Annotated in this window: 12 protein-coding genes; 6 read left to right on the top strand and 6 right to left on the bottom strand. The window is 63.9% G+C overall.

Annotated features, from left to right (window positions below):
- Window positions 1-45: 45 nt before the first annotated feature.
- The 6 genes from CHB97_RS16885 to CHB97_RS16860 all read left to right on the top strand — a co-directional run bounded on the left by CHB97_RS16885 (window position 46) and on the right by CHB97_RS16860 (window position 7,516).
- Window positions 46-1,374: an MFS transporter gene (locus CHB97_RS16885; protein WP_160105949.1), complete on the top strand. Its 1,329-nt coding sequence runs from the start codon at window positions 46-48 to the stop codon at window positions 1,372-1,374.
- Between the two features lie 37 nt (window positions 1,375-1,411).
- Entirely contained in the window at window positions 1,412-2,875 is a 1,464-nt protein-coding gene (locus CHB97_RS16880) for a carotenoid oxygenase family protein (protein ID WP_200819992.1), read from the top strand.
- Window positions 2,876-2,908: 33 nt separating this feature from the next.
- Window positions 2,909-4,351 carry an NAD-dependent succinate-semialdehyde dehydrogenase gene (locus tag CHB97_RS16875; protein ID WP_244559576.1) on the top strand — a complete coding sequence of 481 codons (1,443 nt, stop codon included), beginning with the start codon at window positions 2,909-2,911 and terminating at the stop codon, window positions 4,349-4,351.
- A gap of 17 nt (window positions 4,352-4,368) precedes the next feature.
- Complete coding sequence (locus CHB97_RS16870; protein ID WP_089289157.1) at window positions 4,369-5,427, top strand: amidohydrolase family protein; 1,059 nt, start codon at window positions 4,369-4,371, stop codon at window positions 5,425-5,427.
- A gap of 217 nt (window positions 5,428-5,644) precedes the next feature.
- A complete protein-coding gene (locus tag CHB97_RS16865) occupies window positions 5,645-6,646 on the top strand; it encodes a phosphoglycerate dehydrogenase (protein ID WP_089289156.1) in 1,002 nt (333 codons plus the stop codon).
- A gap of 93 nt (window positions 6,647-6,739) precedes the next feature.
- On the top strand, window positions 6,740-7,516 hold the full coding sequence (locus tag CHB97_RS16860) for a GntR family transcriptional regulator (RefSeq protein WP_200819991.1): 777 nt from the start codon (window positions 6,740-6,742) through the stop codon (window positions 7,514-7,516).
- Window positions 7,517-7,577: 61 nt separating this feature from the next.
- Here CHB97_RS16860 and CHB97_RS16855 read toward each other — a convergent pair whose 3' ends face one another.
- The 6 genes from CHB97_RS16855 to CHB97_RS16830 all read right to left on the bottom strand — a co-directional run bounded on the left by CHB97_RS16855 (window position 7,578) and on the right by CHB97_RS16830 (window position 12,928).
- The gene (locus CHB97_RS16855) at window positions 7,578-8,375 is read right to left on the bottom strand and encodes a MipA/OmpV family protein (protein ID WP_089289155.1); all 798 of its coding nucleotides are present in this window, start codon (window positions 8,373-8,375) and stop codon (window positions 7,578-7,580) included.
- A gap of 187 nt (window positions 8,376-8,562) precedes the next feature.
- Complete coding sequence (locus CHB97_RS16850) at window positions 8,563-8,871, bottom strand: DUF4387 domain-containing protein (protein ID WP_089289154.1); 309 nt, start codon at window positions 8,869-8,871, stop codon at window positions 8,563-8,565.
- Window positions 8,871-10,256: an acyclic terpene utilization AtuA family protein gene (locus CHB97_RS16845; RefSeq protein ID WP_089289153.1), complete on the bottom strand. Its 1,386-nt coding sequence runs from the start codon at window positions 10,254-10,256 to the stop codon at window positions 8,871-8,873. The genes CHB97_RS16850 and CHB97_RS16845 overlap by 1 nt, the downstream gene beginning before the upstream one ends.
- 146 nt (window positions 10,257-10,402) lie before the next feature.
- The gene (locus tag CHB97_RS16840) at window positions 10,403-11,065 is read right to left on the bottom strand and encodes a Crp/Fnr family transcriptional regulator (protein ID WP_089289152.1); all 663 of its coding nucleotides are present in this window, start codon (window positions 11,063-11,065) and stop codon (window positions 10,403-10,405) included.
- A gap of 14 nt (window positions 11,066-11,079) precedes the next feature.
- Window positions 11,080-11,847, bottom strand: a complete 768-nt coding sequence (locus CHB97_RS16835; protein ID WP_089289151.1) for a class II aldolase/adducin family protein — start codon at window positions 11,845-11,847, stop codon at window positions 11,080-11,082.
- 25 nt (window positions 11,848-11,872) lie between these two features.
- Window positions 11,873-12,928: an AbrB family transcriptional regulator gene (locus tag CHB97_RS16830; protein WP_089289150.1), complete on the bottom strand. Its 1,056-nt coding sequence runs from the start codon at window positions 12,926-12,928 to the stop codon at window positions 11,873-11,875.
- Window position 12,929 lies beyond the last annotated feature (1 nt).

Below are 12,929 nucleotides of genomic sequence, written 5' to 3'. Positions count from 1 at the left end.
GGCCCGCGCGGCCCTCCCACTTTCAGGCAAGAAAGTAGGGTCGATATGACCTCTCCGGTACAGAAGGCCGTGGATGACCCCCTGTTCGGGCGTGGCTACCGCGCGACCTTGCTGGTGCTGATCCTGCTGGTATCGGCCTTCGCCTATGTCGACCGGGTGATCATCCAGACATTGGCGGAGCCGATCAAAAAGGATTTGGGGCTCAGCGATTTTCAGTTCGGCCTGCTGGGTGGGCTGGCCTTCGCCATTCTTTATTCCACGCTGGGCCTGCCCATCGCCCGGCTGGCAGAACGGCGCGACCGGGTCACCATCATTTCCGTCTCGGTCGCCGTGTTTTCGCTGATGAGCCTGCTCTGCGGCATGGCGACCAATATCTGGGCGCTGTTCCTGTGCCGCATTGGCGTTGGCATCGGGGAGGCTGGGGTCCAGGCGCCCTGCACCTCGCTGATCGGCGACCATTTCCCGCCCCACCGGCGGGGCTTTGCCCTGACCGTGATGCGGCTGGGCGCCCCGGTGGGGGCCTTGATGGGTTCCGTGGTGGCGGCCTGGCTGGCGCAGGATCATGGCTGGCGCGTGGCCCTGATGCTGGTCTGCGCGCCGGGTCTGGTGGTGGCCCTGCTGTTCCGCCTGCTGCTGCGCGACCCGCCGCGCGGGCATAGCGACGGGCTGGCCGGGGGCAATGTCGCCGCCCCCGCCGCCACCCCGCCCCGGACGCGGGAGGTGTTTGCGCAGATGTTCCGCCGCCCGGCCTTTCGCCACATGCTGGCCGGTCTGGCGCTGGCCAGCATGGCTTTGTTCGCGGGCGGCGCCTTCACAGCCCCCTTTTTCATGCGTGTGCATGAATTGCCGCTGACCACAACCGCCTTCTATGTGGCGATCATCAGCACCACGGCATCGACGGCGGGGATGAGCCTGGGGGGCTTCGGCATTGACTTCATCGCCCGGCGCGGCCGGCGCTGGTATGCGCTGCTGCCCTTCTGCGGTATCGCCACCAGCGTGCCGCTCTATCTGGCCGGCTACGGGCTGGATAATCATGTCGCGGCGGTGACCCTGATCACCCTCGCCGGCGTGTTCCTGTTCTTCCATTCGGTGCCCACGCTGGTCGCCTTCCAGAACATGGTGGCACCACAGCAGCGCACCACGGCGGCTTTCGTCTATTTCTTCGTCTCCACCATGGTGGGGGTGGGTTTCGGCCCGCCGCTGCTGGGCCTGCTCAGCGACCTGTTCGCCACCGCCTCCGGCGTCACCGACGCGGCCGCCGCCTCGGCCATCGGGGTGCGCAGCGCGCTTCTGGCCAGCATCGGTCTCTATGCCTGGGCCGCCCTGCATTACGGGCTGGCCGCCCGCGCCATCGCGGCGGAAGAGCGCCCATGACCATCCGTCCTGACATTTTCCGTGCAAGGGGCCTATCATGAAATTTCCCAATACGCCCAACTTCACCGGTTTCTTCGCCCCCTCGGGCGTGGAGGCGGATGTCAATCACCTGCCCGTGCTGGATGGCGCCGTTCCCGCCGATCTGGATGGCAGCTTCTACCGCGTGGCGCCAGACCCGCAATTCCCGCCGCTGGCCGGTGACGATATCTGGTTCAACGGCGACGGCATGGTGACGCGCTTCCGCTTCAAGGATGGCAATGTCGCCCTGCAGCAGCGCTGGGTCCGTACCGACAAATTCACCCTGGAACGTCAGGCCGGCCGCGCCCTGTTCGGTGCCTACCGCAACCCGCTGACCGATGATGACAGCGTGCAGGGGGAGGTGCGCGGCACCGCCAACACCAATGTCATCGTTCATGCCGGCAAGCTGTTCGCCCTGAAGGAGGACAGCCCGCCCGTCATCATGGACCCGGAAACGCTGGAGACGCTGGACCCGACCTATGATTTCGGCGGGGCCATGACATCGCAGACCTTCTCCGCCCATCCCAAGATCGACCCGCGCACCGGTGAGATGTTGAGCTTCGGCTATGCCGCCAAGGGCCTGTGTACCCGCGACATGGTCTATTACACGATCAGCGCGGAAGGGCAGATCACGAACGAGGTCTGGTTCGAGATCCCCTATTACTGCATGATGCACGACTTCGGATTTACCGAAAATTACGTCGTCTTCCACGTGGTGCCCATCGTCGGTTCCTGGGAACGGCTGAAGGCCGGCCTGCCGCATTTCGGCTTCGACCGGGGGCGGCCGGTGCATCTGGGCGTGCTGCCGCGCCATGGCGGGGCGGAAGATATCCGCTGGTTCTCCGCCCCCACCTGCTTTGCCAGCCACGTCATGAATGCGCATGAGGATGGCAGCAAGGTACATTTCGATGTGCCGATGGCGAAGGGCAACATGTTCCCCTTCTTCCCCGATACCGAAGGCGCGCCGTTCCAGCCACATGAAGCCGCCGCGACCATGACGCGCTGGACGGTGGATATGAGTGCCAACAGCGACGACATCCAGATGGCGCCGCTGGCCCATCTGGTCGGCGAGTTCCCCCGCATCGATGACCGGTTTGCCGGGGTGAAGAACCGCTATGGCTGGCAGCTTGTGCAGGACATGACCAAGCCCGTGGACCTGCCGGGCGGGCGCAGCGCGTCGGGCCTGATGATGAACACGCTGGGCCGCATCGACCTGGAAACGGGGGAGACCGACACCTATTGGGTTGGCTCCACCTCCTCCTTCCAGGAACCGGCCTTCATTCCGCGCCCCGGCTCCAATGCCGAAGGCGACGGTTACATCGTGGTGATCGAGAACCGGCTGGTGGAGCACGCCTCCCGCCTGCTGCTGTTCAACGCCCTTAATCTGGCGGCCGGTCCCATCGCGACCATCGGCCTGCCCTTCCGCATCCGTCAGGGACTGCATGGCAACTGGGCACCGGCCCAGACCACCACCAAAGCCTGACCTTCCCATTTCGTGCGACCGAAAGGATCAATTTTGGTTGACCAGACTTCCACCGACTATCCCAAACTCGGCATGTATATTGATGGCGAATGGATCATGCGGGCCGACCGCAGCCATACCGTCATCAACCCGGCCAATGGTGAAGCCCTGGGCGAGCTGCCGCTGGCCGGTGCCGCCGACCTGGACCGGGCGCTGGCCGCCGCCGACCGTGGCTTCCGGACCTGGAGTAAGACATCCGTTGATGAACGGGCCCGCGTGCTGCGCGATGCTGCCCGCCTGCTGCGCGAACGGGCCGACCTGATCGCCCGCAACGCCACGCTGGAGGAAGGCAAGACCCTGGCCGAAACCCGGATCGAAACCATCGCCTGCGCCGGCCTGTTCGATTTCTATGCGGAGGAGGCGCGCCGGGTCTATGGCCGCGTGCTGGTGCGGCCGGCGGGCCAGCGGTCACTGGTGATGAAGGTGCCGGTGGGGCCGGTGGCGGCCTTCGCGCCCTGGAACTTCCCCATCCACAATCCCGGCCGCAAGCTGGGCGCGCCCATCGCGGCTGGCTGCTCCGTCATCCTGAAACCGGCGGAAGAGGCCCCGGCCTCGGCCATGGCCGTGGTGCAGGCCTTGATTGATGCGGGCTGCCCGTCCGATGTGGTTCAGCTTGTCTTTGGCGTGCCGGACGAGGTGTCGCGCCATCTGCTGGCCAGCCCGATCATCCGCAAGCTGAGCTTCACCGGATCGACAGTGGTCGGCAAGCATCTGATGCGGCTCTGCGCCGACACGATGAAGGTGACGACCCTGGAACTGGGCGGACACGCGCCCGTGATCATCTTCGATGATTGCGATTTCGACCGGACACTGGAGATGCTGGCCAACAGCAAGGTGCGCAATGCCGGCCAAGTCTGCGTCTCCCCCACCCGGTTCTATGTCCAAGACGGCATCTATGACCGGTTCGTGGAAGCCTATGCCAAGCGCCTGTCGCAGATGAAGGTGGGCGACGGTCTGGCGCCCGACACCCAGATGGGGCCTATGGCCAACCCGCGCCGCCCGGCCGCCATCAGCGACCTTGTGCAGGATGCCGTCCGCCACGGCGCCCGCATCCGCACGGGCGGTGAAGCGATTGAAGGCAAGGGCTTCTTCTGGCAGCCGACGGTTTTGTCAGATGTCCCCAACAATGCCCGCATCATGAATGAGGAGCCGTTTGGCCCCGTGGTCGTCGCCACCCCCTTCGCCACCCTGGATGAAGCGGTGGAGCAGGCCAACCGCCTGCCCTATGGCCTGGCGTCCTTCGCCTTCACGGAAAATGCGCGCCGGGCCAACCTGATCGGCGATGCCATCGAAGCGGGCATGGTGGCCATCAACACCACCGCACTGGCCGCCCCCGACGCCCCCTTTGGCGGGGTCAAGGAGAGCGGCCACGGGTCGGAGGATGGGCCGGAGGGTCTGGCCGCCTGCCTTGTCACCAAAACCATCCATCAACATTAAAAACAGGGAGACGACCCATGACCATGCCCAAGACCGGCGGCGCCCAGGGCTATCTGCGCATCGCAACCGAGGAAGCTTTCACCACGCCCGAGCTGATCGCGGCTTTCCGCGAAGAACTGGCGGCACCGGATGTCGATCCCGGCTTCCTCAGCCTGATCGGCTATTATCTGGATCATCCGGCCGAGCGGCCGCGTTTTGTCGCCAACGCCCTGATGGATCTGGGTGAACAGCGCATCGCCCATATGGATGAACGCGGCATCGATCGCCAGATTTTGGGCCTGACGGCACCCGGCACCAACGTCATCCGCAATGCCGACCGGGCCACCATGGTGGCGGAAACCGCCAATGACCGGCTGGCGGAAGCCATCGCCAAATATCCCACCCGCTTCAGCGGCATGGCCGCCTGTGCCCCCCAGAACCCCACGGCGGCCGCGCGGGAGGTGGAACGCGCCATCGGCAAGCTGGGCCTGTCCGGCGTGCTGATCAACAGCCACATCCTGGGCCAATATCTGGACAATCCGAAGTTCCATGAGGTGCTGGAAGCCATCGAGGCGATGGATGTCCCGCTCTATATCCACCCCAACACGCCGCCAGCATCCATGATCGGCCCGCTGCTGGAAGCGGGTCTGGATGGGGCGCTTTTCGGCTTCGGGGTGGAAACGGGGATGCACGCGCTGCGCCTGATCACGTCGGGCACGCTGGACCGCTTCCCCAAATTACAGATCATCATCGGCCATATGGGTGAGGCCCTGCCCTTCTGGCTCTACCGGCTGGATTTCATGCATGGGGCCGGGGTGCGCACCGGCCGCTATGAATGCATGAAGCCGCTGAAGAAGGGCAAGGTCTCCACCTACCTGCGGGAACATTTCCACATCACCAATTCCGGTGTCGCCTGGGAGGAAGCCATTAAGTTCACCCAGAAGGTGATGGGCGTGGATCGCGTGCTGTACGCCATGGACTATCCCTATCAATGCCCGGTGGAAGAGGTCGCGGCGCTGGACGCGATGGACATGCCATTGGAGGTGAAGCGGAAATTCTTCCAGACCAACGCGGAGGCGCTGTTCAAGATCCGCTGATGCCCTGTTTCAAGCGGTCCGGAACTTGGCGAAGTCAGTGATCCGGACCCGCAGCTGCAGCACCCAGTTTCCCATCGGCCTTGGTCAAAGGCGAGAGCGCTGACCAAGGCCGACCTTCGACAAGCGGCGTTTTTGTCAAAATTGGATTCATGTTGAAATATTTATGGATGCAATATTAGGATGGGGGACGCTATCCCTTCCATCACGGGGCGACCCTATGCCATCCGCGCCATCCAAGAAAATCATTGTCACCCAACGCTTCTTTGATGACCGTTCACGCGCCTATCTGGAGGCACATGGTTTCACTGTTGAGGTTGTGCCGCTGCCGCCGGGCCTGGGCGACGGCGATCTGGATTTTGAGACGCTGAGGCAGGGGTTGGCAGGCGCTGTCGGCTGGATCGTCGGCCATGCCCGCGTCACCCGCACCCTGATGGAGGCGCTGCCCGGTTTGCAGGTGATTGCCCGACGGGGGGTCGGATATGACCGGGTGGATGTGGAAGCCGCGCGCGAACTGGGGCGCGTTGTGACCATCGCCGCTGGCGGCAACGATGCGTCGGTCGCCGACCACACAATTGGCCTGATGCTGGCCGTCGGCTGTCGTTTCCGGGAATCACAAGCCCGCATGGTGGCTGGCGACTGGTCGATCCGCAGCGGCACTGACCTTTGTGAGAAGACCGTCGGGCTGGTGGGTTTGGGCCGGATCGGCAAAAGCGTCGTGCGCCGGCTGTCCGGCTTTGACACCAAAATCCTTGTCCATACGCGCACCCCTGATCCCGATTATGCCAGCCAGGCGGGGGTTCAGTTCACCGACCTGGACCAGATTCTGCGACAGAGCGATTATATCAGCCTGCACGCCCCGCTGACGCCCCAGACCCGGTTCCTGATCAATGCCGCAGCCATCGCGGCCATGAAGCAGGGTGCCATCCTGATCAATACCGCCCGCGGGGGGCTGGTGGATGATGCCGCCTTGCTGGAGGCCTTGCGCAGCGGCCATCTGGGAGGGGCCGGGCTGGATGTCTTTGTCAGTGAAGGTGATGCAACCTATCGGGCCGTCACCGATGCGCTGCTGGCCTTGCCCAATGTGGTGGCCACCCCGCACGCTGCCGCTTCCTCCCATGAAGGGCTAGCCCGAACCAATCTGGTCGCCGCCCGCTCCATCGTCGCTGTGTTGAAAGGGGAAACGCCGCCTCCCGGCAGCATTGTCGCCGATGGTCGCTGAGCGGGATCAAGGCTTTCAGGTTGCATGATGCCGGGGCGATTGCTTTAACAGAGGCAGGATGACGCCGGCTTGGCGGTGACTATGGGGGCTTTAGTGGGCGAAACCGAAATGGTGACGATGGATGGGCCGGGGCAGGAGGATACCCTGGCCGATCCGCAGCAGACCGAGCCGGCCACCCATTCCGTGCTGATGCGCCTGCGCGAGATGATCGTGACCGGCAAGATCGCGCCGGACAGCAAGCTGCGCGCCGAGGCGCTGGCCACCCTGCTGGACGTCTCGCGCACCCCCATCCGCAGCGCATTGGCCGTACTGTCGGCAGAGGGTTTGGTGAAGTACAGCGTCAATCGCGGCTATACGGTTCGTGCCGTGACCATCGGTGATGTGTTCGACAGTATCGAGGTGCGGGCCACCCTGGAAGGCATGGCTGCCCGCGCCGCCGTGGAACTGGGCTGGGAGCCCGATGCCTTGCAGCGCTCCGCCGATCTGGTGGCGCAGGCCCGCGCCATTCTTGATCGGGGTGAATGGTCCGAACCGATTGAATGCGCTTGGTACGAGTTGAACCGTCAGTTCCACCGCTCGATCATGATTGCGTCACGCAACGAGGTTTTGCGCAATGCCGTGCGCATGACCCTGATCTATCCCATCCTAGGTGATGCCGCGCGCCTGTGCCCCAGCCTGGCCGCCAGCATCGCACCCCGGCACCGGCAATTGCCGGCTACGCCACCCGCCCATATTCTGGAATCCCAAGCGGAACATGAAACCTTGCTGACCGCCTTCCGGCAGGAGGATGCCGCTCTGGCCCAGCGCCTGATGGTGGACCATGTCCTGACCACAAAGCGCCGCCTGCACGCCATCGTGATTCCCCGCTGACAGGTCGAATAGAAAGCGCCACCGCCGGCATGGAACCGACGATGGCGCCCGAAGGCAATGATCAGAAACGGTAGCCGATGGCAATAGCACCGGAGAGCTGGCTGGCGCTACCTTCCAGATCCACGACGGGGCTATCCTTGAAATCGCCCATCAACTGTTTGTAATTGCCCAATAACTGTACACTCCAGTTTTCGCTCAGCGCGTAACCCACCTTGGCGCTGATACCGACATCGCGCACACCACCGCCAGGATTGTAGACAGGAAGACCGCTGACGGCGGATGCCGCCGGGGTGATGCCGAAATAGGTTTTGGCATATTTATCATCAACATAGGTCAGGCGCACGCTGGTGCCCACCCACCAGCGGTCCCCCAGCTTGCGCCCATAGGTCAGACCGACCGAGCCGATGGCACCATCATGGGTGTCGGAAGCATCCACCAGATATGTCGCATCCAGGGTCAATTCGTCCCGGCCGCTGAAGATGCCCTGCCAGCCATAGCGGATAAAGCCGCCGGTTTCGACCGCGTCGTCAATTTCCGGCAGCAGGGCGACGCGGTCATTCTTGACCTTGTCGTCGCGGCCATTGGCAAAATCCACCATCGGCCCCAAGGCCAGATGCGGGGTCAATTCCATGCCAAGGCTGAGTTCCATACCCTGGGCTTCCAGGAAATAGCGGTCATAGGCAAACCGGCCCTCGACATAGGGGGTGAGCTCCATATCGTCGGAGCCGAGATAATCCGGGCGGGCACCAACGCCCGCAACCAGTTCAGCTGACCATTGCCGCGCCGGTGCTTCATCGGCAAGCACCGGGGTGCCGGCCGCCCAGGCAGCCAGCAGGAAAGGGAGGCGGAGGCCTCGCATGATCAATTCTCCTCGTGAAAGAAGGACGTCGTCCCTCCCAGGGACGGGGGCTGCGGCGATCTTGCTGTCGCGCTCAAGCCACCCTTATTGATTGCCACCTGTTCGGGCTCATCAGGCCCGGAGGCTCCCTTTAACGGGCACTGGCTGGAACGATGCCGTTCCAATAGCCGCCCGGAACTCGAATAAATTAGGCCAACTCGACATCTAGCAGCCGCACGAACTGCTGACCGCAATGCATGTCGCGCTCCACCATCCCCCCTTGCGGACTGGTTCGGGCGTGGGAGATTTTCACCATATTCAGGCTGGGCACCGGGTAATGCTGCACCAGCGCCGGGTCGGCCCCATAGAGGCGCTGGAACGTGTCCGGTCCCAGGGCTGGATGGGCATGATAGTCGCGGAATTTTTCCGCCCCATCGAAGAACAGGTCAAAGGTAACCCAGAAGGGACCGGCATTCTTCGACCGGACATGCCGGCAGACATCTTTAAGCTTGACCATCACACCGCCTCCTCTTGGGCCATGTCGATCCACACGGTGCGCACCAGTTCCATCGGGTCATCCAGCGCCACCACATGGTTCAGCAGGAACTCGTAGACTGGGCCGCGATCAATATCCGCCGGGCTGAAGGCAAAGCCGTAGCTGGGCAATTCCTCATCCATCAGCACGGGGAAATGGAAGAAATAGGGGTTACAGGCCTTGGCGATCTGCGCGGCCATTTCCTGGCTGTCGGCGGTGGCGACGAACAGCACGCCGATTTCCCGCGGGGCCGCCGTGCCCGGTGGCGGCCGGTCGCCGGAGACCGCGTTCCAACCATAGAGGCGCAGGGAGATATGGAAATCGCCCGCCGCCGGGCCAATGGTCTTGTGAACCCGGTCATAAAGGGCGGCCAGCATCCGGTCGTGAAACGCATCCACATTCGCCAGGACGTGCGGGTCCTGGATGCCGATCAGCATGATGGTCTGGAACCGCCGGCTGCCCGCCCCTTCCAGCTTCATCGTATAGGGCTGCGGTCTCCAGACCGATCCGGTGACCGCCACCGTTCTTGCATCGCGCTGGCGATAGACGGCCGCTGTCACATCCAGCACGCCGCCGGGTTCGGTCAGCAGGAAGGGATTGCTGTTTTCATACAGCATGTGAGCGGAAACGCTTTCCGGGCTGCAGCGATTGTCCGGGGACAGCGGCTCCACCTCAAACCCACTAGCACCGATACTGATCAGGACGCCGGCGCTGGCAATGGGGGAAACGGTGCATTGCGCCCCGCATTCCGCGATTTTCGCCGCGTGCCACGCGGCACCGACATCGGCCCCCTTCAGCAGGGCGAAACTGGCCAGCACCGCCGTGTCGGTGGTGCGCCCGCCCAGGATGATATCAGCACCAGAGGCCAGGGCCGCCATATAGGGTTCCGGCCCCATGACGGCGACGATATGGTCGCAGGCGTCAATGGTCGCATCCGCAAGCGGCCCCTGGGGCGGCAGCGGGCTGACCTTCCCGGCCTTGTTGTAACGTTTCAGCGTTTCCTTCGCCTGCTCGCAATAAAGCAGGGCGATCTTGGGACGCAGGCCCAGTTCCTGCGCCACCTCCATGGCGATATCGCGGGTCCAGTCCAGGTTGCGGTCGCCGCCGGCCTGGCCGCTGGTGCCGACAATCAGCGGGATACCCGCATCCGCCGCCGCCCGCATCAGGATGGTCAGGTCGCGCTTCACGGAGCCGCGATTATTCTTGGAGATACCCAGCGCCAGATAGGCCGCACCACTGTCGGTGGAGCCGGCATCCGTGGCGATGGCATGGGCACCACGGGCAATGCCATAGCGCACCTCATCTTCACGCGCGCCAGCGCCCAGCGACCCGGTGGGGACCAGGATTTTGATCGGACCGTCCATCATGCTCAATCCAGGTGATTGGGGCCTTCATCAAGGCCGTGGAAGGGAGAGTGGTTTATTGGATTCATTAAGTCAAGTTTTTGGATGCAAAATTTGATTCAGGCGCACAAGTTCCCTTCGCCTGCCCGATGACAGACGGCAGGGCTTGATCAGGTGAGGGAGGAAAGCCCTTCAAAATTAAGGATTTCGATCCGCCCATGGATGGTGCGGATGAGGCCGCCCTGTTCTGCCATCTCCAGCAGCCGGCTGAGCCGATCGCGCGGCATCCCGATCCGGCAGGCCAGTTCCTCGCGGTTGATCCGCACCAGCTGCTGGCAAGGGGCTTCGCCGGCCATTCTTAAAAGCACATGCGCCAGCCGGGCGGGTGGGCTGCGCAGCAGCATCAGCCCGATATGGTCAATCGTGGCGCGATGCTGCTGGCAGGCCAGCAGGGCGATATGCTGGTAAAGGGCCGGATTGGCCCGGCCCATGGCCTGGATGTCGGCCAGGGGAATATGCAGGACAAGGGAGCGGCCGGCGGCAATGGCATCATGCGGGCGCGGCCCGCCATCCAGAATGGACAATTCGCCAAACCAACAGCCCGTTCGGGCGGCGAGATTGGTTAATGGCCGCCCGGTTTCAGGGTATGAAACCAGCCGCACCTCCCCGGACAAGACCCGAAAAAGACCGCTGGGCGGATCGCCGGCCCGGTAGACACACTGGCCATCCACCAGTTTTTCTTTGCGCGCGGCGGCTGCAAACCAACCCCGGCAGCCCGGCGGCAAGCCGGCGAACCAGGGGTCAACTTCCAGAAGCCTGACCACACCCAGCATCGGTCGCCCCCCGATCAGCACCGGAAACCGGGATTGGCCCGGTCCAGCCGGCGCAGCAAGGCGGGCCAGGCCAGCCTTTCCGCCGCCATGTCAACCATGGGTCCGGAGGATTGCTGACGCACCTTGTCGGCGACGCCCGCCGGCGGCGGGTACAGGTTATCGCGCCCTGCAGCCAACATATGCACCTGCGCCTCGCACGCCCGCTCCAGGAAATAGATGCGCAGGAAGGCAATGGCGATGGAGGCACCGACGGCCAGCGTGCCATGATTGCGCAACAGCATCAGATTATGGCCGCCCAGATCCGCCACCAGCCGCTCCCGCTCAGCCAGATCGGTGGCGATCCCTTCATATTCATGGAAGGCGAGATCGTGATGGGCGATCATCGCCGTCTGGGTATAGGGCAGCAGCCCGTCGCGCATCGCAGACACCGCCTGACCGTGCGGGGTGTGCAGATGGATCACCGCCTGCGCATCCTCTCGCGCCATATGGATGGCGGAATGGATGGTGAAGCCGGCCGGGTTGACCATATGCGGCGTGGGATCAACCGCCCTGCCCTCCACATCAATCTTCACCAGGGAAGAGGCCGTGATCTCCTCAAACATCAGATTATAGGGGTTGATCAGAAAATGATGGTCCGGACCCGGAACGCGCACGGAAAGATGGGTGAAGATCAGATCATCCCAGCCATAGAGCGCCACCAGACGGAAGGCGGCGGCCAGATCGACCCGCAGCCGCCATTCCTCCGCGGACATGCCGTCTGGGATATTTTCAATATCAGACATGGTTTTCCTCCCATTTTTTTGATGATCAGTTGACGTGGCGGGCGACATAGGTGGCGAGTGCCGGCCCGACCAGCAGAACCAGCAAGACCCGCAGCACCTGCGCCGACAGGATGAAGGGCAGATCAACCGGTACCGTGGTCCCGATGATCAGGATGGCATCGATGCCACCCGGTGTCGTTGCCAGATAGCCGGTCAGCCAATCGACATCGCAGATCAGGCTGACCAGAACCCCCAGCCCGGCACAGAGACCGATCAGCAGCGCGCAGGCCAACAGGATGCGCGGCAGTGCACGGGCACAATCGGTCAGCGTGTCCCGCGTGAAACTAAGACCAATATTCCAGCCGATGATCGCATAGGCAGCGGCGGCCAGCAGGGGCGGCACGGCCGGCCTTGTCCAACCGGCGGCAATCAACGCCGCCCCGATCAACCCCGGCACCAGAAAGGCACCGGCGGGAAAGCGGAACAGCCGTGCCGCCACCACGCCCAGGCTCGCCAAACCCAGGGTTTCCAGCAATCCCGGCAGGTCCGGGGCGGGCAACCAGCTTGCCAGCGGCGGCGTGGCGGCGGATCCGGTCAGCATATGGGCCAAAGCGATGGCCGAACCGGTCACCAGCAATATCCGCAGATATTGGATGATGGCGACCATCCGGCCATCGCCCCCCTGTTCCTGCGCCAGGGCCACCATGCCCGCCGCCCCGCCGGGGGACAGCCCCCAGACGGCGGTCGTGCCATGGAACCAGCCCCACCGGGCCACCAGCCAGCCCAGCCCGCCACTGGCCAGCAACGTGATCGCCCCCATCGCCAGCAGCAGGGGCAACCGTGCCAGCATCGCCGGCCCCACCGCACCACCCAGCGCCACCGCGACCAGACAGCCGATAATGGTATAGCTGCATAACAGGCCAAGCTTGGGGGGACGGATGGCAAAACCGGCCAGCCCGCAGGCGATGCCCACCAGCAGCGGCCCCAGCAGCAGGGCCGCCGGCACCCCGGCCAGTTTCAGCCCCGGCACCAGGGCGGCGGTAGCCAGCCCCAGCAGCAGCCACTGGCCTGCCTTTGCCCCTGCCTTTGCCATCGCCGACATG

This window comes from Azospirillum sp. RU38E (genome assembly GCF_900188385.1).
Lineage (GTDB): Bacteria > Pseudomonadota > Alphaproteobacteria > Azospirillales > Azospirillaceae > Niveispirillum.
The sequence above is the reverse complement of the archived record's forward strand: the minus strand, read 5'-3'. Positions and strand labels throughout refer to the sequence as shown.

What these genes read in the sequence shown, in the direction of transcription:
- CHB97_RS16840 (WP_089289152.1), bottom strand. Translation starts at nt 11,065, where the DNA reads ATGCTGGGTGTGGTCAGGCTTCTGGAAGTTGACCCCTGGTTCGCCGGC.
- CHB97_RS16835 (WP_089289151.1), bottom strand. Translation starts at nt 11,847, where the DNA reads ATGTCTGATATTGAAAATATCCCAGACGGCATGTCCGCGGAGGAATGG.
- CHB97_RS16880 (WP_200819992.1), top strand. Translation starts at nt 1,412, where the DNA reads ATGAAATTTCCCAATACGCCCAACTTCACCGGTTTCTTCGCCCCCTCG.
- CHB97_RS16850 (WP_089289154.1), bottom strand. Translation starts at nt 8,871, where the DNA reads ATGGTCAAGCTTAAAGATGTCTGCCGGCATGTCCGGTCGAAGAATGCC.
- CHB97_RS16865 (WP_089289156.1), top strand. Translation starts at nt 5,645, where the DNA reads ATGCCATCCGCGCCATCCAAGAAAATCATTGTCACCCAACGCTTCTTT.
- CHB97_RS16845 (WP_089289153.1), bottom strand. Translation starts at nt 10,256, where the DNA reads ATGATGGACGGTCCGATCAAAATCCTGGTCCCCACCGGGTCGCTGGGC.
- CHB97_RS16855 (WP_089289155.1), bottom strand. Translation starts at nt 8,375, where the DNA reads ATGCGAGGCCTCCGCCTCCCTTTCCTGCTGGCTGCCTGGGCGGCCGGC.
- CHB97_RS16885 (WP_160105949.1), top strand. Translation starts at nt 46, where the DNA reads ATGACCTCTCCGGTACAGAAGGCCGTGGATGACCCCCTGTTCGGGCGT.
- CHB97_RS16870 (WP_089289157.1), top strand. Translation starts at nt 4,369, where the DNA reads ATGACCATGCCCAAGACCGGCGGCGCCCAGGGCTATCTGCGCATCGCA.
- CHB97_RS16830 (WP_089289150.1), bottom strand. Translation starts at nt 12,928, where the DNA reads ATGTCGGCGATGGCAAAGGCAGGGGCAAAGGCAGGCCAGTGGCTGCTG.